Below are 20,393 nucleotides of genomic sequence, written 5' to 3' on the forward strand. Positions count from 1 at the left end.
TGCAAAAAATCAGGCTTACAAAGTGGATATAAAGTTGTATACAATCAGCCCATCGCTGTGACGCCAGCCTGTCATCCATCGCCAGGCCGCCCACACAAACTGTTACCACGAATAAGAAGGAAGACTGCAGTGAGCGCTGACTACCCACGCGACCTGATCGGTTACGGCAGTAACCCTCCTCACCCACACTGGCCGGGCAATGCCCGCATCGCCTTGTCCTTCGTGCTCAATTACGAGGAAGGTGGCGAGCGCAATATCCTGCACGGCGATAAAGAATCCGAAGCCTTCCTCTCGGAAATGGTCTCGGCGCAGCCGCTGCAAGGCGCGCGCAACATGAGCATGGAATCCCTTTACGAGTATGGCAGCCGTGCCGGCGTCTGGCGGGTTTTGAAGCTGTTCAAGGAATTCGACATCCCGCTGACCATCTTCGCCGTGGCCATGGCCGCCCAGCGTCACCCGGACGTGATCCGCGCGATGGTCGATGCCGGCCACGAAATCTGCAGCCACGGCTATCGCTGGATCGACTACCAGTACATGGACGAAGCGCAGGAACGCGAGCACATGCTCGAATCGATCCGCGTCCTCACCGAAATCACCGGCGAGCGCCCACTGGGCTGGTACACCGGCCGCACCGGCCCGAACACCCGTCGCCTGGTGATGGAAGAAGGCGGTTTCCTCTACGACTGCGACACCTACGACGACGACCTGCCCTACTGGGAACCGAACAACCCGACCGGCAAGCCGCACCTGGTGATCCCGTACACCCTGGACACCAACGACATGCGCTTCACCCAGGTCCAGGGTTTCAACAAGGGCGACGATTTCTTTGAATACCTCAAAGACGCGTTCGACGTGCTTTATGCCGAAGGCGCCGAAGCACCGAAGATGTTGTCGATCGGTCTGCATTGCCGTCTGATCGGCCGTCCGGCGCGTCTGGCCTCGCTCAAACGCTTTATCGAATACGCTAAAAGTCATGAACAGGTGTGGTTCAGCCGTCGCGTCGACATCGCTCGCCACTGGCAAGAAACCCACCCGTACCAAGGGGCCGCAAAATGAGCCACTTCCAAACCCTGAAGCCCTCGACCCTGAGCCGCGATGCCTTCGTCGCCGCCTTCGCCGACATCTACGAACATTCGCCATGGGTGGCCGAAAAGGCCTTCGACCTGGGCCAGGACGCCTCGATCGACGAGATCGAAACCCTGCACCAGCGCATGAGCGACATCCTGTTGAGCGCCGATCATGAAAGCCAGCTTGAACTGATCGTTGCTCACCCGGACCTGGCCGGCAAAGCCGCCGTCCAGGGCCAGCTTACCGCAGCCAGCACTCAAGAACAGTCTGGCGCGGGTATTCACCAATGCACGGCCGAAGAGTTTTCTCGCTTCACCGAGCTGAACGACGCCTACAAAGCCAAGTTCAAGTTTCCCTTCATCATGGCGGTAAAAGGCAGCAACCGGCATCAGATCCTCGCGGCGTTCGAAACGCGCATTCACAACTCGCAAGACACCGAATTCAGATGCGCGCTGGCGGAGATCAACAAGATTGCGTTGTTCCGATTACTGACCCTTTAGCGAGCAGCAGTTGTGAAAAGCCCCGAGTGTTCTTAAACGCAAATGGCACCCAGGGCTCCTGCGAGCATCCCAAGCCAACTTATTAAAGGCAGACAAGAAGAATGAAAGCTTACGCCGTACCTTTCGAGAAGTTCGTCAACCTGGCCGACGCCCGCCTGGGCACCAAAATCATCTCGGTCACCGATGACTGGTTCGCTGATGCCAACCGCCTGTTCCAACCGACCCCGGCTGTGTGGAAGGAGGGCGTGTTCGATGACAACGGCAAGTGGATGGACGGCTGGGAGTCGCGCCGCAAGCGCTTCGAAGGCTACGACAGCGCCGTGATCCGCCTGGGCGTACCGGGTTCGATCAAAGGCGTGGACATCGACACTTCATTCTTCACCGGCAACTTCCCGCCGTCGGCCTCTCTGGAAGCGTGCTTCCTGGCCTCGGGCGAGCCGGACGAAAGCACCCAGTGGACTGAAGTGCTGTCGGCCGTCGAGCTGCAAGGCAACAGCCACCACTTCCACGAAATCAACAACGACCAGGCCTTCAGCCACCTGCGCTTCAACATCTACCCGGACGGTGGCGTGGCCCGCCTGCGTGTTTACGGTATTCCGTTCCGCGACTGGTCCGCTGTTGGCGACAACGAACAGGTTGACCTGGCTGCAGCGCTGAACGGCGGCCGCGCCCTCGCCTGCTCCGACGAACACTTCGGTCGCATGAGCAACATCCTCAACCCGGGCCGTGGCATCAACATGGGCGACGGCTGGGAAACCGCACGTCGTCGTACCCCTGGCAATGACTGGGTGATCGTCGCGCTGGGTCATCCGGGCGAGATCGAGAAAATCATCGTCGACACCCTGCACTTCAAGGGCAACTACCCGGACACATGCTCGATCCAGGGCGCGTTCGTGAAGGGCGGTACCGACAGCCAGATTGAAACCCAATCGCTGTTCTGGCGCGAATTGCTGCCGGCACAGAAACTGGAAATGCACGCCGAACACACCTTCGCCGAGCAGATCAAGGCACTGGGACCGATCACCCACATCCGCCTGAACGTGTTCCCGGATGGTGGTGTGAGCCGCCTGCGCGTTCTCGGCAAGGTCGCGAAGTAACACAAGATCGTTCCCACGCTCTGCGTGGGAATGCAGCCCGTGACGCTCTGCGTCACAAAGCGGACGCGGAGCGTCCGGTGAGGCGTTCCCACGCAGAGCGTGGGAACGATCAATCCAAAAGATTAAGAAGACCAGCATGCGCACATTGACGATTGAACCGCTGACCAAAGAAGCCTTCGCCCCTTTCGGTGACGTGATCGAAACCTCTGGCCGCGATCACTTCATGATCAACAACGGTTCGACCATGCGCTTTCACAAACTGGCGACGGTTGAAACCGCCACGCCAGAGGACAAGGCGATCATCAGCATCTTCCGCGCCGACGCGCAGGACATGCCGCTGACCGTCTGCATGCTGGAGCGTCATCCGCTGGGCAGCCAGGCTTTCATTCCGCTGCTCGGCAACCCCTTTCTGATCGTGGTCGCGCCACTTGGCGATGAACCTGTATCAGGCTTGGTCCGCGCCTTCGTCACCAACGGCAGGCAGGGCATTAATTACCATCGCGGCGTTTGGCACCATCCGGTGCTGACGATCGAAAAGCGGGATGACTTCCTGGTGGTTGATCGCAGTGGCACAGGCAACAACTGCGATGAGCATTTTTTCAAAGAGGATGAGCGTTTGATCCTTGCCCCCCACCAATAAGAGAAGGTCTGATCACTCGACAACAGAGTGACAGGCGAGAGGTAAAGACTGTGGAAGCACATCTGTTGGAATGGCTGAACCTGAGCGTGCGCTGGGTTCACATGATTACTGGCGTGGCCTGGATCGGTGCGTCGTTCTATTTCGTCTGGCTGGAAAACAACCTCAATCGGGTCAACCCGAAAAACGGTCTGGCCGGTGATTTGTGGGCGATCCATGGCGGCGGTATCTATCACCTGGAAAAATACAAACTGGCTCCACCGACCATGCCGGACAACCTGCACTGGTTCAAATGGGAAGCCTACTTCACCTGGATGTCGGGGATCGCGCTGCTGTGCGTGGTGTTCTACTCCAATCCGACACTCTACCTGCTCGCTCCGGGCAGCAGCCTGACTGGCCCTGAAGGTGTTGCCCTGGGCATTGCCTCGTTGTTCGTCGGCTGGTTCATCTACTCATTCCTTTGCGACTCAGCCCTGGGCAAACGCCCTGCCCTGCTCGGCGTCATCCTGTTCGTGCTGATCATTGGCGCTGCTTACGGCTTCAGCAAAGTGTTCAGCGGTCGTGGTGCGTACCTGCACGTCGGCGCGATCATCGGCACCATCATGGTCGGCAACGTATTCCGCATCATCATGCCGGCCCAGCGTGCGCTGGTGGCGGCGATTGCCGAGAACCGCACGCCGGATCCGGCGCTGCCGGCCAAAGGCTTGCTGCGTTCGCGTCACAACAACTACTTCACCTTGCCGGTGCTGTTCATCATGATCAGCAACCACTTCCCGAGCACCTACGGCAGCCAGTACAACTGGCTGATCCTGGCCGGGATCGCGGTGTTGGCGGTGTTGGTGCGTCACTACTTCAACACCCGTCACGACAGCCACAAGTTCGCCTGGACCTTGCCAGTCGCAGCCGTCGGCATGATCTGCCTGGCTTACGTGACCGGCCCGGCGCAAATGCCGAGCGCACCTGAAGTGGCCAAGGCACCTGGCACCATCGAGTACCAGCCGTTGCCGGAAACTGCGCTCGGTGGAGGTGCCAAACCTGCCGCCGCGAAGCCTGCTGAAGCGCCGGTTCAGGCTGCAAACGCCGGACCGAGTTTCGACAAGGTGCACAGCGTGATCCAGGAACGTTGCTCGGTTTGCCATTCCGCCAAACCAACCAGCCCGCTGTTCAGTGCCGCGCCGGCCGGCGTGATGTTCGACACCCCCGAGCAGATCCGTCAGAACGCTGCACGCATCCAGGCTCAAGCCGTCACCAGCCAGATCATGCCACTGGGCAACATCACCCAGATGACCCAGCAGGAACGTGACCTGATCGGCGCGTGGATTGTTCAGGGAGCTCCGACCAATTAATCGTTGAAAAGCTTCGCGGGCAAGCACCGCTCCTACAGATCAGCGTAGATCTCGTAGGAGCGAGGCTTACCCGCGAATGGCCGCACTGCGGTCGCCCTGATACAAAAATCACAAGAATAAAAAAGATCCGAGGTGTTGCATGTCCGAGCTATCCGAAGCGCGCATCCCCGACGCACCCGCTATTCAGCGTTTACCCCTTTTGCAACTGATCCTGGTCGGTCTGCAACACGTTCTGCTGATGTACGGCGGAGCCATCGCGGTGCCGCTGATCATCGGACAGGCCGCTGGCCTGAGTCGTGAAGAAATCGCCTTTCTGATCAACGCCGACCTGCTGGTGGCCGGGATCGCCACCATCGTGCAATCGCTGGGCATCGGCCCCATGGGCATCCGTATGCCGGTGATGATGGGCGCCAGTTTCGCCGCCGTCGGCAGCATGGTCGCCATGGCCGGCATGCCTGGCATCGGCCTGCAAGGGATCTTCGGCGCGACCATCGCCGCCGGATTCTTCGGCATGATCATCGCGCCATTCATGTCCAAAGTCGTACGCTTCTTCCCCCCACTGGTGACCGGCACAGTCATCACCTCGATCGGATTGTCGTTGTTCCCCGTGGCCGTGAATTGGGCCGGCGGCGGTGCGGGTGCCGCTCAATTCGGCTCACCGATTTACCTGGCCATCGCCGCGCTAGTGCTGGCAACCATCCTGCTGGTCCATCGCTTCATGCGCGGTTTCTGGGTCAACATTTCCGTGCTGATCGGCATGTGCCTGGGTTACGTGCTCTGTGGCCTGATCGGCATGGTCGACCTGAGCGGCATGGCCCAGGCGCCGTGGCTGCAATTTGTTACCCCGCTGCATTTCGGCATGCCAACATTTGAACTCGCACCGATTCTTTCGATGTGCCTGGTGGTGGTGATCATCTTCGTCGAGTCCACAGGGATGTTCCTGGCGCTGGGCAAAATCACCGGCCAGGAAGTCTGCCCACGCATGCTGCGTCGCGGTTTGTTGTGTGATGCCGGCGCCTCGTTCTTCGCCGGTTTGTTCAATACCTTCACCCACTCCTCCTTCGCCCAGAACATCGGCCTGGTGCAGATGACTGGCGTACGCTGCCGCTCGGTGACCATCGTCGCCGGTGGTTTGCTGGTGGTGTTGAGCCTGCTGCCGAAAGCGGCATTTCTGGTGGCATCGATTCCACCCGCCGTACTGGGCGGCGCGGCCATTGCGATGTTCGGCATGGTCGCCGCCACTGGCATCAAGATTCTTCAGGAAGCCGACATCGGTGACCGTCGCAACCAGTTACTGGTGGCGGTGAGCATCGGCATGGGGCTGATTCCGGTGGTCCGTCCGGAATTCTTCGCGCACCTGCCACTGTGGATGAGCCCGATCACCCACAGCGGCATCGCCATGGCGACGCTGAGTGCGCTGTCGTTGAACCTGCTGTTCAACATCCTCGGCGGCGCCGAACGCGCGGCCATCAACGACTGCCACGCCCACCCGCATTGACCCACTAAAACCACAAAACCTGTGTGAGCGACGGTGCGGCGATCCGACCTGCTCGCTCCCACAGGTCAGCGGCTGCCTGCGCCTCAAACAATAAAAACAAGAGGGAGCAACAGATGATTCGGACACAGACAAACATGCTGTTGGGCGGCGGTCTTCTGGCCGCTGGTCAGGCCATGGCCGGCGACTTGCTGCTGTGGCAGACCAACAGCCTGAGCTATTTGTACGGCAAGAACTTCGCAATCAACCCGTCGATCCAGCAAACGGTGACGTTCGAGCACGCCGACAAATGGAAGTACGGCGACAATTTCCTGTTCGTCGACAAGATTTTCTACAACGGCCAGGAAGACCGAAACAAAGGCCCTCACGCCTTTTATGGCGAGTTCAGCCCACGCCTGTCCTTCGGCAAGGTCCTCGACCGCCGCTTCGAATACGGTCCGGTCAAGGACGTGCTGCTGGCCATGACTTACGAGTATGGCGAAGGTGACAGCGAAGCCTACCTGATCGGCCCGGGTTTCGACCTCGCGGTGCCGGGCTTCAACTATTTCACCCTGAACTTCTATCGTCGGCAGACCGAAGGCCCGCGCCCCGGCGATGGTGTCTGGCAGATCACGCCAACCTGGTCCTACAGCATTCCATTGGGCAACTCAGACCTGTTGTTCGACGGCTACCTGGACTGGGTGGTCGACAACGATCAGAACGCCCGCGGTACCTACCACGCCAACCTGCACATCAATCCGCAGCTCAAATATGACCTCGGCAAAGCCCTGGGCTGGGGCCAGAAACAGGTCTACGTCGGCACCGAATACAGCTACTGGAAGAACAAGTACGGGGTCGAAAACAGCTCGAACCTGGACACCCACCAAAACACCGCCAGCCTGCTGGTGAAGGTGCACTTTTAAGATGGCCCGCAAACGTGCTCCAAACCTGTCGTCGGTGCGCTGTTGCGGGGCACTTGAGACCTGGCCAAGGAGTCAGTATTCTCCGCGGCCGCCCGAATCTGGTCTAAAAAAAAGCCCGGATTTAATTCCTGACCAGAAAGCCAACTTATCCCGGCTCTGGACGGTACCAAGGCACTCCAAAACCTCTCTCAATCGACTGCTCTTGAGCAGCCGAACGGGAGTTTTTTTGCTTTTTGAAAGCCTTGGCGCAGCTCTTGCTAACAGCACTGAAGCTGACCGATTGGATGATTTTTACAGCTATAGAAAAAGGCGCCACACCAGAGCGCCGACCTTAAAAAAATAACGTGGAACCACCTACTTTTTGGGAGCAACCGAATGAAACGTACGTGCACTAGCCTGATGCTGGCGGGATCTTTGCTGGCCGGGGGCCAGGCAATGGCCGGCGACTTGCTGCAATGGCAGAACAACAGCCTGACCTACCTGTATGGCAAGGACTTCCAGGTCAATCCGCGCATTCAGCAGACCGTGACTTTCGAACACGTCGATGGCTGGAAATATGGGGATAACTTCTTCTTCGTCGACAAGATCTTCTACAACGGCGACAAGGATTTCAACGTCGGCCCGAACACCTATTACGGTGAGTTCAGCCCACGAATTTCCCTGGGCAAGGTCCTCGACCAGAAAATCGAATTCGGCCCGGTCAAAGACGTATTGCTGGCCATGACGTACGAGTTCGGTGAAGGCGATACCGAGTCCTACCTGATCGGTCCAGGTTTCGACCTGGCGATTCCAGGCTTCGACTACTTCCAGCTGAACTTCTATCAGCGCCATACCGAAGGCAGCCGTGCGGGCGACAACGTGTGGCAGATCACCCCGGTCTGGTCCTACACCATTCCCGTTGGTGATTCGAACATCCTGATCGATGGTTTCATGGACTGGGTGGTCGACAACGACTCGAACTCCAAAGGCGACTACCACGCCAACCTGCACTTCAACCCACAGGTCAAATACGACTTGGGCAAGGCGCTGAACATCGGTGAGAAACAATTGTATGTCGGTGTGGAGTACGACTACTGGTCGGACAAGTACGGGATCAAAGACAGCCAGTACTTCAAGACCGATCAGAGCACCACGAGCTTCCTGGTGAAGTTCCACTTCTGATCGTAAAAGCTTCGCGGGCAAGCCACGCTCCCACAGATTCTGTGTCGTTCACATCATCGGCGAACGACATAAAACCTGTGGGAGCGTGGCTTGCCCGCGAATGGCCGCACCACAAATCTCAAGCAGGTACCACAGGTTCTGCCAACCCAAGAAACCGGCACAACTCCCCGCGCTTGGCCAACGCATCCCGCCGCCCAAGATCAATCAATTCGCTGCAATACCCCGCCTCGAACAGCAGATAACTCAACACACCCGCCCCGCTCGTCTTCGTCGCCCCCGGACCGCGCAGAAACAGGCGCAGCGCCGCCGGCAACTCCTGCCGATGCCGCGCCGCAATCTCATCGATCGGCTGACTCGGCGAAATCACCAGCACCTCTACTGGCGCCACCCCGAGTGCTCGGGTCGGTGTGCCATCGGGCAACAGATGACTGAACTGATTGAGTCGCTGCAGCAACTCGATGTCACTTTCCAGGCTGTCAATGAACGTGCTGTTGAGCATGTGCCCGCCGATCTGCGCCAGGCTCGGCTGCTGACCGGTGTAGGCGCGCTGCAGCGGTTGTTCCGGGTCGACGCCGCGGGGGTTGCCGCTGACGCCCACCACCAGCACTCGGCTGGCGCCCAGGTGCAGCGCCGGGCTGATCGGCGCCGACTGGCGTACCGCGCCGTCACCGAAATATTCTTCACCGATTTTCACTGGCGCGAACAGCAGCGGGATCGCTGAACTGGCCAGCAAGTGATCGACGGTCAATTGCGTGGGAACGCCGATTCGCCGATGGCGCAACCAGGCATTGATGGTGCCGCCACCCTGATAAAAGGTCACCGCCTGACCGGACTCGTAGCCGAACGCGGTCACCGCAACCGCCTGCAACTGCTTCTGTGCAATGGCCTCGGCAATCCCGCTCATCTGCAGTTTGTCGTCGAGCAATCCGCGCAGCGGCGAACTGTTGAGCAAGGCCACCGGCACCTGAGCGCCAATCCCCAGCAAACTATGGCTGACAAAACGGCTGGCCTGATGGATCACGCCCGGCCAGTCGCTGCGCAGCACCAGATGACTGCGAAAGCCCTGCCAGAAGGCTGTCAGACGTTGAATCGCACCACGGAAGTCCATCGCCCCACTGGCGAGGCTGACCGCGTTGATCGCGCCGGCCGAGGTGCCGACGATCACCGGAAACGGATTCGCTGCACCCACCGGCAGCAGCTCGGCAATCGCCGCCAGCACACCGACCTGATAGGCCGCCCGAGCCCCGCCGCCGGAAAGAATCAACCCTGTAACCGGTTCAGCAGGACTCATCGCAACACTCCATGGTGCTTATAAGGATCGGTGGTTCAACCGCGTTTTGCGTACAACTTGGGCTCGCCCGGTGGGCGGCTCTTGAAGCGGCGATGAGCCCAGAGGTATTGCTGCGGACATTCGCGCAACGCACCTTCGACCCACTGATTGATGCGGATGCAATCGGCCTCTTCGGTCTCGCCGGGGAAACCCTCGAGCGGTGCATGAATCACCAGTCGATAACCGCTGCCGTCAGCCAGACGTTCCTGAGTGAACGGCACCACCAGCGCCTTGCCCAACCGCGCAAACTTGCTGGTGGCGGTGACGGTCGCGGCCTGAATCCCGAACAGCGGCACGAAGATACTTTGCTTGGCGCCATAGTCCTGATCCGGTGCGTACCAGATTGCCCGGCCGGCCCGCAGCAGTTTCAGCATGCCGCGCACGTCGTCGCGTTCCACCGCCAGCGAGTCGACGTTGTGCCGCTCGCGCCCCAGGCGCTGGACGTAGTCGAACAACGGATTCTTGTGCTCGCGGTACATGCCGTCGATGGTGTGTTGCTGACCGAGCAACGCCGCGCCGATTTCCAGCGTGGTGAAATGAACGGCCATCAGGATCACGCCTTTGCCGTCGCGCTGGGCCTTTTTCAAATGCTCCAACCCTTCGACATGGGCCAGCTTCGCCAGACGCTCGCGCGACCACCACCAGCTCATCGCCATCTCGAAAAACGCGATGCCCGTGGAGGCGAAGTTTTCCTTGAGCAGGCGCTTGCGCTCGGCAGCGGTTTTTTCAGGGAAACACAGTTCGAGATTGCGCCTGGCAATGCGCCGTCTGTCGCCCGCTACTCGATACATCAATGCACCCAGGGCGCGACCAATCGACAGCAACGCTGGATACGGCAACTGGACAATCAGCCACAACAGCCCCAAGCCACACCACAGCGGCCAGAAACGTGGAGAAAGAAATGCTGTTCGAAAACGCGGGCGATCCATTAAAGGTTCCGGAAAGACAATGGCCGCGCATTCTACATCGTTCGACCCGGCTTGCGGCTCGCGGGCGTTCTCGTTATAAGTCTCGGCACTTTTAGTGACAAGTCGTTGTATGCCGACCATGAGCCAAACCGAACCGCTAGACCAAGATCCCGTGTTCCAGCTGAAAGGCAGCATGCTCGCCATTACGGTGCTGGAACTGGCGCGTAACGACCTCGAGAACCTTGATCGTCAACTGGCCGCCAAGGTCGCCCAGGCGCCTAACTTCTTCAGTAACGCGCCACTGGTGCTGGCCCTGGACAAACTTCCGGCCAGCGAAGGCGCCGTTGATCTGCCGGGCCTGATGCGCGTCTGCCGCCAGCATGGCCTGCGCACCCTGGCGATCCGTGCCAGCCGCATTGAAGACATCGCCGCGGCCATCGCGGTCGACCTGCCGGTGCTGCCACCGTCCGGCGCCCGGGAACGTGCGCTTGACCCGCTCGAAGGCGTCGTTGCGAAAAAACCGGAAAAACCGGAAAAACCGCCGGAGCCGACCATCAAGCCAACGAAGATCATCACCTCGCCCGTACGCGGTGGGCAGCAGATTTATGCCCAAGGCTGCGATCTGGTGGTGATCTCCTCGGTCAGCCCGGGGGCGGAACTTCTCGCCGATGGGAACATCCATGTATACGGCCCGATGCGCGGTCGTGTGTTGGCCGGCGTCAAAGGCGACACGAAAGCCAGGATTTTCTGTCAGCAAATGAGCGCTGAACTGGTTTCCATCGCAGGCCACTACAAGGTTTCGGAGGATCTGCGTCGCGACCCTATGTGGGGCGCGGGCGTACAGATAAGCCTATCGGGCGATGTGTTGAACATCATTCGGCTTTAACGGATACTGCCGCATTTTCCAAACATCTCTAAAACGTAGCGAAAACGGCTCAAACGAAGTAGGAAAAAGGCCATAAGCAGTGTTTACCCGAGGTAAGCGCCGTTCTGGAACCGGATTCCAGCCAAGGCTGTCCGACTGCAGTAGTTTTTCTAGAGATGTTTTTCAGGGGCTAAATGTCCTTTTTCCTTAGGGGTGAAACACCTTGGCCAAGATTCTCGTGGTTACATCCGGCAAGGGTGGTGTGGGTAAGACCACCACCAGTGCTGCTATCGGTACCGGCCTCGCACTGCGCGGTCACAAAACAGTTATTGTCGACTTCGACGTCGGTCTGCGTAACCTCGACCTGATCATGGGTTGCGAGCGCCGCGTGGTGTACGACTTCGTCAATGTGGTGAACGGCGAAGCCAACCTGCAACAAGCCCTGATCAAAGACAAACGCCTGGAAAACCTCTACGTACTGGCCGCCAGTCAGACCCGCGATAAAGACGCGCTGACCGTGGAAGGCGTGGAAAAAGTGCTGATGGCGTTGAAAGAAGACTTCGAATACGTGGTCTGCGACTCCCCGGCCGGCATCGAGAAAGGCGCCCACCTGGCCATGTACTTCGCTGATGAAGCGATTATTGTGACCAACCCGGAAGTGTCCTCGGTACGTGACTCGGACCGCATGCTGGGCCTGCTGGCCAGCAAATCCCGCCGCGCCGAAAAGGGCGAAGACCCGATCAAGGAGCACTTGCTGCTGACCCGCTACAACCCGCAACGGGTCAGTGACGGCGAAATGCTCGGCGTCGAAGACGTCAAGGAAATTCTGGCTGTCGCCCTGTTGGGTGTCATTCCGGAATCCCAAGCGGTACTGAAAGCTTCCAACTCGGGCGTGCCCGTGATTCTCGACGACCAGAGCGACGCCGGTCAGGCGTACAGCGATGCAGTCGATCGTCTGCTGGGCAAAACCGTGGAGCATCGTTTTCTCGATGTAACGAAGAAGGGATTCTTCGAGCGCCTGTTTGGAGGTAGATAATGAATCTTTTTGACTTCTTTCGTGCCAGCAAAAAGGTCAGCACCGCGTCGGTAGCGAAAGAGCGTCTACAGATCATCGTGGCGCACGAACGCGGCCAGCGCAGTACACCGGATTACCTGCCAGCCCTGCAGAAGGAATTGGTCGAGGTGATCCGCAAGTACGTCAATATCGGGTCCGATGACGTGCACGTCGCTCTGGAAAACCAGGGCAGCTGCTCGATTCTGGAACTCAATATCACCCTGCCTGACCGCTAGTCGATCCGACAGGAGCCACGGCGGCTCAGGCTTGCGCCCTTGTAGGAGCAAAGCTTGCTCGCGATAGCATCACCTCGGTTTATCAGATGGACCGAGTTGCCTGCATCGCGAGCAAGCTCATCTCCTACAGAGTGCGAGGGCCTGAGCCGCCGTTGGCGTTTGTTACGAGGCTGTTTTAATGCCGTTGTCCAACATCCGCATCATCTATCAGGACGCCGCCGTACTGGTGGTGAACAAACCGACCCTGCTGCTCTCCGTCCCTGGCCGGGCCGATGACAACAAGGACTGCCTGATTACCCGCTTGCAAGAAAACGGCTACCCGGAAGCGCGAATCGTACATCGCCTGGACTGGGAAACCTCGGGCATTATTCTGTTGGCCCGTGACCCGGACACTCATCGCGAACTGTCTCGGCAATTTCACGACCGCGAAACCGAAAAGGCCTACACCGCCCTGTGCTGGGGCCAGCCGGAACTGGACAGTGGCAGCATCGATCTGCCCTTGCGCTATGACCCGCCGACCAAGCCACGTCATGTGGTGGACCATGAATTCGGCAAACACGCCCTGACCTTCTGGCGCGTATTGGAACGTTGCGGCGACTGGTGCCGGGTCGAACTGACGCCGATCACCGGCCGGTCCCATCAGTTGCGCGTGCACATGCTCTCCATCGGCCACCCGCTGCTGGGTGACGGGCTTTACGCCCACGAGCAGGCACTGGCCGCCTGGCCACGACTGTGTCTGCACGCGAGCATGCTTAGCTTCACTCACCCGCAAAGCGGCGAACGCTTGCGCTTCGAGTGCCCAGCTCCTTTTTAAGTAACGGTTGAACCAAAAAAACGCCCTTCCATTGAAGGGCGCTTTTTTATTTCTTGTTACAAACAGACGTGAAAATGGCGTGAAAATATTGTCATGTATTTGTAATGAAACGTAAAATGCCAGCACTTTGATATCAGGCAGGAAGCCCTCGTGCTCAGCAACAAAACATTCCAAGACGACTACCCGTTCACCTTCTGCCTGTTCAACACCACGCTGCACCTTAGCGAGCAACCCTCAGTCGAAGCGCAGCAGGCACTTGAGCAACTTATTCACAAACGACGTGCTCGCAAACTCACCCGTGCGAGTGCGCCGCTGGCCTCCGGCGATACGCCGCTGTTTGCCAAGGTCCAGCCGCTGGACTCCTTGAAGGCAAAAGTGCGCGTAACCTTTGGCAAGCCACAGCGCAATGGCCGATTCGACTGGCCGCTGGAAGAGCTGATCAACACCCTTGAAGCGCAACGCCGTGGCATACAAATGCCGCCACTGCAAGGGTTCGGTTACACCAAGGACCGACTGGGGCTGACCCAGGAGTATTTCATTATCACGCGCCTGCTCGACGATCATATCGACGGCGTGCAATGGCTTAAACGCAACCCGGATAACGTCGAAACATTCATTCTCGATGCCTTCCAATTGCTGAACTCCCTTTCGTGCAAGAACATCACGCACATGGATTTCTGGGCCGGCAACATCATGATTCCACAAACGCCGCAGACCCCGCTCAAAGCCATCGACTTTGAAAACTGCTTTGCCGGCCAGACAAACCATCCAAGCGAAACCCTGGGTTTTCAGCTGGGCTTCTTCTATCGCCGGGACATCTACAAGCTCATCACCGAAGCCGCCTATGACCGCCTTGTGGACGACTATATTCGGCAGACCCCCGGTATTTCGAAGGAAAAATTCAACGAGGTGTACCTCGCGAGCAAACATGAATATGTAGGCCGCAAGCAACGTCGCGAAGTGTTCCTCAATGGCAATCTGATCACCGGTTGACTCATCCTCCTCGCCAACCAGCAGCCGACGCATACCGAACGGCATTGTCTCTGCAATGCCGTCAGCCAATACGTTAAACTTGCGCCATTGCTGTCTGGAGCTACTTATGCGCGAAGAGTTGAACCAAGGCCTGATCGATTTCCTCAAGGCCTCCCCTACCCCATTCCATGCCACCGCCAGCCTTGTTCAGCGCCTGGAAGCGGCGGGCTATCAACGCCTCGACGAGCGCGAGCCATGGACCACCGAAGCCAACGGTCGCTACTACGTCACCCGTAACGACTCTTCGATCGTCGCGTTCAAGATGGGCCGTCATTCGCCCCTGCATGGCGGTATTCGCCTGGTTGGCGCGCACACCGACAGCCCGTGCCTGCGGGTCAAACCCCAGCCGGAACTGCAACGCCAGGGTTTCTGGCAGTTGGGCGTCGAAGTTTATGGCGGCGCACTGCTGGCGCCATGGTTCGACCGCGACTTGTCATTGGCCGGCCGTGTGACCTTCCGTCGTGATGGCAAGGTCGAGAGCCAGTTGATCGACTTCAAGGCGCCGATCGCCACTATCCCGAACCTGGCCATTCACCTTAACCGCGAAGCCAACATGGGCTGGGCGATCAACGCCCAGACCGAACTGCCGCCGATCCTCGCGCAATTTGCCGGTGACGAGCGTGTGGACTTCCGTGCCGTGCTGACTGATCAACTCGCCCGCGAACACGGCTTGAACGCCGACGTGGTGCTCGACTATGAGCTGAGTTTCTACGACACCCAAAGTGCTGCGGTCATCGGCCTGCATGGCGACTTCATCGCTGGCGCACGCCTGGACAATTTGCTGTCGTGCTATGCCGGCCTACAAGCCTTGCTGACCACCGAAACCGACGAAACCTGCGTACTGGTCTGCAACGATCACGAAGAAGTCGGCTCCTGTTCAGCCTGCGGCGCCGACGGCCCGATGCTCGAGCAAACGCTGCGTCGCCTGTTGCCCGAAGGTGATGAGTTCGTACGGACCATTCAGAAATCCCTGCTGGTCTCGGCCGACAACGCCCACGGCGTGCACCCCAACTACGCCGACAAGCACGATGCCAACCACGGCCCGAAACTCAACGCTGGCCCGGTGATCAAGGTCAACAGCAACCAGCGCTACGCCACCAACAGCGAAACCGCCGGGTTCTTCCGCCATCTGTGCATGGCCGAAGAAGTACCGGTGCAAAGCTTCGTGGTGCGCAGCGACATGGGCTGTGGCTCGACCATCGGCCCGATCACCGCCAGCCACCTGGGCGTGCGCACCGTGGACATCGGCCTGCCGACATTCGCCATGCACTCGATCCGCGAGCTGTGCGGCAGCCATGATCTGGCGCACCTGGTCAAAGTGTTGAGCGCGTTTTACGCCTGCCGCGAGTTGCCGTAATCCGTGTAGGAGCTGGTAGGAGCTGTCGAGAGAAATGAGGCTGCGATCTTTTGATCTTGTTTTTAAATAGCAAAGTCAAAAGATCGCAGCCTCGTTTCACTCGACAGCTCCTACACTTTCAATACCCCTTCCGACAAGGCAGTCGCTCATGATCTCGATGTCTTCGTTTCACGCCATGCTGATCCCGATTCTTGCCGGGATGATCATGCTGGCGATCGGTTTCAATTTTCGCGACAAGAACGCCGGCGTGTTCGCGATGTGGATCGGCATGTTGATAATCCTCGCTACCTTGGTTTTCAAGATCCTCGCCAAACTCAACGAATAAATCCTCACCCCTGGCTCGCATTGATTTTGACGGGCTCGTACACTCGGTCGATCCGCTCATCCCGAGGTTGACCGCCTAGTGTTCGCTCGTCTTTTTGCCCTGCCGTGTTTCGTCCTTGCCTGCCTCATGACGCTGCTGCCGATGGCGCCCGCCCAAGCGGTCGGGTTGCCGAGCTTGCTCAACAGCTCGGCGAAAACCCAGCCAGAGGCACAAGAACCCTTGGGCCAGTCCCTGGATGAAGTCATCAAGTCCTTGGAGAACGATCAGCAACGGAGCCAGTTGCTGACCGACCTGAAGAAGCTGCGCGACGCCACCAAAAAAGCCCAACCGGCCGCTGAAGAAGGCGTGCTGGGCCTGATCGGCGGCACGCTGGCCAGTTTCGAGAAACAGTTTTCCGGGGCCGACAGTCCGCTCACGCGCTGGTCCGACGAGTTCGATCTGGCCAAGGAGGAACTGGCGGCGCTGGTGCTGCCGGCCAATGAATGGCTGCCGATCATTTTTGCCTTCGCCATGATCCTGATGGTCTGGAGCTTGCTCGCCGCCGCGCTGATCTGGGCCAGCCACCGGGTACGGATGCGCTTCGGCCTGACCGAAGAACTGCCGCAGCACCCCAAGGCCCTGGATATGCTGCGCTTCGCCTTGCGCAAACTCGGGCCGTGGCTGATTGCCTTGGTGATGACGGTCTACATGAGCTACGCCCTGCCCTCGTCGCTGGGCAAAAGCCTGGCGATGGTGCTGGCCTATGCGCTGGTGGTCGGGACCTGTTTTTCGGCAATCTGCGTGATTGCCTTTTCCGTGCTCGACGGCCCACACCGCCACCGCGCCTTGTACATCCTGCGGCATCAAGCCTTTCGGCCGCTGTGGCTGATCGGCAGTTTCGCCGCCTTCGGTGAAGCCTTGAGCGATCCGCGACTGGTCGCCAGCCTCGGCAGTCACCTGGCGCATACCGCCGCGACCGTGGCCAACGTCCTGGCCGCGCTGTTCACCGGGTTGTTCATCCTGCGGTTCCGTCGCCCCATCGCCCACTTGATCCGCAACCAACCACTGTCCCGACGCCTGACCCGTCGCGCGCTCAGCGACACGATCGAGATTCTCGGGACCTTCTGGTATGTGCCGGCGCTGGTGCTGGTGGGCATCTCGCTATTCGCCACGTTTGTCTCCGCTGGCGATACCAGCACCGCGCTGCGCCAGTCGCTGATCTGCACGGTGCTGCTGGTGTTGTGCATGGTCATCAACGGGTTGGTGCGCCGCCACTCTCTTAAACCGCAACGCAGCGTGAAGCGTCATGCGCTGTACTCGGATCGCCTGAAAAGCTTCTTCTACACCCTCGCTCATTTGGTGGTGTGGCTGGCGTTCATCGAACTCGGCCTGCGGGTCTGGGGCCTGTCGCTGATCGCATTCACCGAGGGCGAAGGCCATGAAGTCAGCGTCAAATTGTTCAGCCTCGGTGGCACCCTGATTTTTGCCTGGCTGATCTGGATTCTCAGCGACACCGCCGTGCACCACGCCCTCACCCGCTCACGCAAAGGCCTGGCGAATGCCCGCGCACAGACGATGATGCCGCTGATCCGCAACGTTTTGTTCGTGGCGATTTTCATCATCGCGCTGATCGTCGCCTTGGCGAACATGGGCATGAACGTCACGCCGTTGCTGGCCGGTGCCGGCGTGATCGGCCTGGCCATCGGTTTCGGCGCACAGTCGTTGGTGGCGGACCTGATCACCGGGCTGTTCATCATCATCGAAGATTCCCTGGCCATCGACGACTACGTGGACGTCGGCGGCCACCTCGGCACCGTCGAAGGGCTGACCATTCGTACCGTGCGCCTGCGGGACATCGATGGCATCGTCCACACCATTCCGTTCAGCGAAATCAAAAGCATCAAGAACTACTCCCGGGAATTCGGCTACGCGATCTTCCGGGTGGCGATACCCTCCAATATGGACATCGATAACGCGATCAGACTGATGCGCGAAGTCGGCCAGAAGATGCGCACCGATCCACTGCAACGGCGCAATATCTGGTCGCCACTGGAAATACAGGGTGTCGAGAGTTTCGAGTCAGGCAATGCGATTCTTCGTGCCCGGTTCAAGACCGCGCCGATCAAGCAGTGGGAAGTTTCCCGCGCGTTCAACTTGTCACTCAAACGACACCTGGACGAAGCTGGGCTCGACCTGGCGACACCGCGCATGAGCGTGCAAGTGATCACGGCAGGTGGCGGCCAGGTGCAGGAATAACCCCGTACGGCAGACAAAAAAAATCCCCGAACGAGTCGGGGATTTTTTATGTTCGATCAATCAGCCCGGGGGCGGATCAATCTTCGCGATAGCGACGCAGCTTCAACTGCTTACCAGCAACGCGAGTGTCCTTCAGCTTGGTCAGCAGACGCTCCAGACCATCTTCCGGCAGTTCAACGAGGCTGAAGCTGTCACGCACCTGGATGCGACCGATTGCTTCGCGAGCCAGACCACCCTCATTGAGGATAGCGCCCAGCAGGTTCTTGGCAGCGATACCATCACGCGCACCCAGCGCGGTACGGCAACGAGCACGACCTTCGGCCAATGGAACCGGAGCACGACGCTCGCGATCACCACGGTCCGGACGATCACCGGTACGCTCTGGACGATCGCCACGCGGTGCGTTGTTCGGCACCAGTGGACGTTCTTTCTCGATCGCGGCCAGGGTCAGCGCTTGAGCGTTGGTCGCCTTGCGCAGCAGAGCAGCGGCCAGTGCACGCGGGGTGCAACCGATGTCGGCAGTCAGGCGATCCAGCAGATCACCGTGAGTCGATTCGGCATCAGCCACCAGCGGCGACAGGCTGTTGGTCAGTTTCTTGATGCGGGCATCGAGAACGGCCTGAGCGTCCGGCAGGCGAACTTCGGCAACTTTCTGACCGGTTACACGCTCAATCACTTGCAGCATGCGGCGCTCACGTGGAGTCACCAGCAACAGCGCACGACCTTCGCGACCGGCACGGCCAGTACGGCCGATACGGTGAACGTAGGACTCTGGGTCGTACGGCATGTCAACGTTGAACACGTGAGTGATGCGCGGAACGTCCAGACCACGAGCAGCAACGTCGGTCGCCACAACGATGTCCAAACGGCCATCCTTGAGGGATTCGATGACGCGCTCACGTTGGTTCTGAGCAATGTCACCGTTCAGCGCAGCGGCTTTGTAGCCTTTGGCTTCCAGGGCACTGGCCAGGTCCAGGGTCGCTTGCTTGGTGCGCACGAACATGATCAGGGCGTCGAAGTCTTCAACTTCCAGCAGGCTCAATACAGCCGAGGTCTTCTGGTCAGCGTGAACCAACAGGTGAGCCTGTTCGATCGCGGTAACGGTCTGAGTCTTGGTCTGGATCTTCACGTGTTGCGGATCGCGCAGATGGCGTTCGGCAATGGCACGGATCGACTGCGGCAAGGTAGCCGAGAACAATACGGTCTGACGGGTTGGAGGCAAGGCCTTGAAGATAACTTCGAGGTCGTCCATGAAACCCAGTTTGAGCATTTCGTCCGCTTCGTCGAGAACCAGGTGGTTCACGGTAGACAGGACTTTTTCGTCACGACGCAGGTGGTCGCACAGACGGCCCGGCGTGGCGACAACGATCTGTGCGCCATTACGGATTGCTTTCAGTTGTGGACCCATAGGGGCGCCGCCGTAAACGGCCACAACGGTAACGCCCGGCATTTGCTTGGCGTAGGTTTCGAAAGCGGTTGCTACTTGCAGCGCCAACTCACGGGTTGGCGCCAGGATCAGGGCTTGCGGCTCGCGCTTAGCAGGATCGATGCGATGCAGGATCGGCAGGGCGAACGCAGCGGTTTTACCCGTACCGGTTTGCGCCTGACCAATCATGTCGTGACCGGCCATGATGATCGGGATCGATTGCTGCTGAATAGCCGAAGGCTCTTCGTAGCCAGTCGCGATGACGGCTGCAAGAATATTCGGATTAAGATTAAAAGCGGCGAAGCCGCCGGTTTCCTGGGTCATGGGTCTGCCTCTAAGTGCATCCGCAAAGACCCATGCTCCAAAGCTGCGCATGCCGTGTAAGACTCAAGAGTCGCCCTGGCTGCTTTGTCGGCGGGGATTTGCGAAAACGAATGAATGAAAAAGATTCGTCAAGGGAGAGTCCGCTGTGCGGACGTGCAGCCGAAGCTGACTTCGGGAAATTGCGCTACCTAAACGCGGCCCGGTTAAAGGCCGGCGCGCACTATACCGGAATTAGCCCAAAAAGGGAGCTTTATTTGTCGGAAAACTGCCAAGTACAGCGT

At 59.1% G+C, this 20,393-nt stretch carries 19 protein-coding genes; 16 read left to right on the forward strand and 3 right to left on the reverse strand.

Annotation, left to right across the window (positions count from 1 at the left end):
• Positions 1 to 129 precede the first annotated feature (129 nt).
• From puuE to ACYZT5_RS14030, 8 genes are all read left to right on the forward strand, one after another.
• Positions 130 to 1,056 carry an allantoinase PuuE gene (puuE, locus tag ACYZT5_RS13995; protein WP_462051617.1) on the forward strand — a complete coding sequence of 309 codons (927 nt, stop codon included), beginning with the start codon at positions 130 to 132 and terminating at the stop codon, positions 1,054 to 1,056.
• Entirely contained in the window at positions 1,053 to 1,568 is a 516-nt protein-coding gene (uraD, locus tag ACYZT5_RS14000; RefSeq protein WP_462051618.1) for a 2-oxo-4-hydroxy-4-carboxy-5-ureidoimidazoline decarboxylase, read from the forward strand. Before puuE ends, uraD begins: the two co-directional genes overlap by 4 nt.
• Before the next feature lie 101 nt (positions 1,569 to 1,669).
• Complete coding sequence (alc, locus tag ACYZT5_RS14005; protein WP_462051619.1) at positions 1,670 to 2,665, forward strand: allantoicase; 996 nt, start codon at positions 1,670 to 1,672, stop codon at positions 2,663 to 2,665.
• 136 nt (positions 2,666 to 2,801) lie between these two features.
• On the forward strand, positions 2,802 to 3,305 hold the full coding sequence (locus tag ACYZT5_RS14010; RefSeq protein ID WP_462051620.1) for an ureidoglycolate lyase: 504 nt from the start codon (positions 2,802 to 2,804) through the stop codon (positions 3,303 to 3,305).
• 50 nt (positions 3,306 to 3,355) lie between these two features.
• Positions 3,356 to 4,648, forward strand: coding sequence for a urate hydroxylase PuuD (locus tag ACYZT5_RS14015; RefSeq protein WP_462051621.1), 1,293 nt, complete (start codon positions 3,356 to 3,358; stop codon positions 4,646 to 4,648).
• A gap of 139 nt (positions 4,649 to 4,787) precedes the next feature.
• Entirely contained in the window at positions 4,788 to 6,146 is a 1,359-nt protein-coding gene (locus ACYZT5_RS14020; protein WP_462051622.1) for a nucleobase:cation symporter-2 family protein, read from the forward strand.
• Between the two features lie 113 nt (positions 6,147 to 6,259).
• On the forward strand, positions 6,260 to 7,045 hold the full coding sequence (locus ACYZT5_RS14025) for an outer membrane protein OmpK (protein ID WP_462051623.1): 786 nt from the start codon (positions 6,260 to 6,262) through the stop codon (positions 7,043 to 7,045).
• A gap of 375 nt (positions 7,046 to 7,420) precedes the next feature.
• Complete coding sequence (locus ACYZT5_RS14030) at positions 7,421 to 8,206, forward strand: outer membrane protein OmpK (protein ID WP_462051624.1); 786 nt, start codon at positions 7,421 to 7,423, stop codon at positions 8,204 to 8,206.
• Between the two features lie 118 nt (positions 8,207 to 8,324).
• Here the strand turns inward: ACYZT5_RS14030 and ACYZT5_RS14035 are convergent, their stop codons facing one another.
• Both ACYZT5_RS14035 and ACYZT5_RS14040 read right to left on the reverse strand, forming a co-directional pair.
• Complete coding sequence (locus tag ACYZT5_RS14035) at positions 8,325 to 9,497, reverse strand: patatin-like phospholipase family protein (protein WP_462051625.1); 1,173 nt, start codon at positions 9,495 to 9,497, stop codon at positions 8,325 to 8,327.
• A gap of 35 nt (positions 9,498 to 9,532) precedes the next feature.
• Positions 9,533 to 10,465 carry a lipid A biosynthesis lauroyl acyltransferase gene (locus ACYZT5_RS14040; protein ID WP_462051626.1) on the reverse strand — a complete coding sequence of 311 codons (933 nt, stop codon included), beginning with the start codon at positions 10,463 to 10,465 and terminating at the stop codon, positions 9,533 to 9,535.
• Positions 10,466 to 10,583: 118 nt separating this feature from the next.
• On the opposite strand from ACYZT5_RS14040, the gene minC reads away from it, so the two are divergent.
• The 8 genes from minC to ACYZT5_RS14080 all read left to right on the forward strand — a co-directional run bounded on the left by minC (position 10,584) and on the right by ACYZT5_RS14080 (position 18,362).
• A complete protein-coding gene (gene minC / locus ACYZT5_RS14045; protein WP_462051627.1) occupies positions 10,584 to 11,330 on the forward strand; it encodes a septum site-determining protein MinC in 747 nt (248 codons plus the stop codon).
• Positions 11,331 to 11,532: 202 nt separating this feature from the next.
• Positions 11,533 to 12,345 carry a septum site-determining protein MinD gene (minD, locus tag ACYZT5_RS14050; RefSeq protein ID WP_129436963.1) on the forward strand — a complete coding sequence of 271 codons (813 nt, stop codon included), beginning with the start codon at positions 11,533 to 11,535 and terminating at the stop codon, positions 12,343 to 12,345.
• Positions 12,345 to 12,599 (forward strand): cell division topological specificity factor MinE, encoded by a 255-nt coding sequence (gene minE, locus ACYZT5_RS14055; protein WP_007898843.1) that lies wholly within the window; start codon positions 12,345 to 12,347, stop codon positions 12,597 to 12,599. The genes minD and minE overlap by 1 nt, the downstream gene beginning before the upstream one ends.
• Before the next feature lie 178 nt (positions 12,600 to 12,777).
• On the forward strand, positions 12,778 to 13,413 hold the full coding sequence (locus ACYZT5_RS14060) for an RluA family pseudouridine synthase (protein ID WP_462051628.1): 636 nt from the start codon (positions 12,778 to 12,780) through the stop codon (positions 13,411 to 13,413).
• A 150-nt stretch (positions 13,414 to 13,563) separates the two neighbouring features.
• Positions 13,564 to 14,406, forward strand: coding sequence for a protein kinase family protein (locus tag ACYZT5_RS14065; protein ID WP_462051629.1), 843 nt, complete (start codon positions 13,564 to 13,566; stop codon positions 14,404 to 14,406).
• A gap of 106 nt (positions 14,407 to 14,512) precedes the next feature.
• The gene (locus ACYZT5_RS14070; protein WP_462051630.1) at positions 14,513 to 15,802 is read left to right on the forward strand and encodes a M18 family aminopeptidase; all 1,290 of its coding nucleotides are present in this window, start codon (positions 14,513 to 14,515) and stop codon (positions 15,800 to 15,802) included.
• Positions 15,803 to 15,950: 148 nt separating this feature from the next.
• The gene (locus tag ACYZT5_RS14075) at positions 15,951 to 16,127 is read left to right on the forward strand and encodes a hypothetical protein (protein ID WP_462051631.1); all 177 of its coding nucleotides are present in this window, start codon (positions 15,951 to 15,953) and stop codon (positions 16,125 to 16,127) included.
• A 78-nt stretch (positions 16,128 to 16,205) separates the two neighbouring features.
• Positions 16,206 to 18,362, forward strand: coding sequence for a mechanosensitive ion channel family protein (locus tag ACYZT5_RS14080; protein WP_462051632.1), 2,157 nt, complete (start codon positions 16,206 to 16,208; stop codon positions 18,360 to 18,362).
• A gap of 76 nt (positions 18,363 to 18,438) precedes the next feature.
• Here the strand turns inward: ACYZT5_RS14080 and ACYZT5_RS14085 are convergent, their stop codons facing one another.
• Positions 18,439 to 20,112 carry a DEAD/DEAH box helicase gene (locus tag ACYZT5_RS14085; protein ID WP_008146183.1) on the reverse strand — a complete coding sequence of 558 codons (1,674 nt, stop codon included), beginning with the start codon at positions 20,110 to 20,112 and terminating at the stop codon, positions 18,439 to 18,441.
• Positions 20,113 to 20,393 lie beyond the last annotated feature (281 nt).

It is taken from the genome of Pseudomonas sp. LB3P14, assembly GCF_054898045.1.

Bases quoted from the DNA above. Each gene is read 5' to 3' on its own strand.
- uraD (WP_462051618.1), top strand. From the start codon at position 1,053: ATGAGCCACTTCCAAACCCTGAAGCCCTCGACCCTGAGCCGCGATGCC.
- alc (WP_462051619.1), top strand. From the start codon at position 1,670: ATGAAAGCTTACGCCGTACCTTTCGAGAAGTTCGTCAACCTGGCCGAC.
- ACYZT5_RS14010 (WP_462051620.1), top strand. From the start codon at position 2,802: ATGCGCACATTGACGATTGAACCGCTGACCAAAGAAGCCTTCGCCCCT.
- ACYZT5_RS14020 (WP_462051622.1), top strand. From the start codon at position 4,788: ATGTCCGAGCTATCCGAAGCGCGCATCCCCGACGCACCCGCTATTCAG.
- ACYZT5_RS14025 (WP_462051623.1), top strand. From the start codon at position 6,260: ATGATTCGGACACAGACAAACATGCTGTTGGGCGGCGGTCTTCTGGCC.
- ACYZT5_RS14030 (WP_462051624.1), top strand. From the start codon at position 7,421: ATGAAACGTACGTGCACTAGCCTGATGCTGGCGGGATCTTTGCTGGCC.
- ACYZT5_RS14035 (WP_462051625.1), bottom strand. From the start codon at position 9,497: ATGAGTCCTGCTGAACCGGTTACAGGGTTGATTCTTTCCGGCGGCGGG.
- ACYZT5_RS14040 (WP_462051626.1), bottom strand. From the start codon at position 10,465: ATGGATCGCCCGCGTTTTCGAACAGCATTTCTTTCTCCACGTTTCTGG.
- minC (WP_462051627.1), top strand. From the start codon at position 10,584: ATGAGCCAAACCGAACCGCTAGACCAAGATCCCGTGTTCCAGCTGAAA.
- minE (WP_007898843.1), top strand. From the start codon at position 12,345: ATGAATCTTTTTGACTTCTTTCGTGCCAGCAAAAAGGTCAGCACCGCG.
- ACYZT5_RS14060 (WP_462051628.1), top strand. From the start codon at position 12,778: ATGCCGTTGTCCAACATCCGCATCATCTATCAGGACGCCGCCGTACTG.
- ACYZT5_RS14070 (WP_462051630.1), top strand. From the start codon at position 14,513: ATGCGCGAAGAGTTGAACCAAGGCCTGATCGATTTCCTCAAGGCCTCC.
- ACYZT5_RS14075 (WP_462051631.1), top strand. From the start codon at position 15,951: ATGATCTCGATGTCTTCGTTTCACGCCATGCTGATCCCGATTCTTGCC.
- ACYZT5_RS14085 (WP_008146183.1), bottom strand. From the start codon at position 20,112: ATGACCCAGGAAACCGGCGGCTTCGCCGCTTTTAATCTTAATCCGAAT.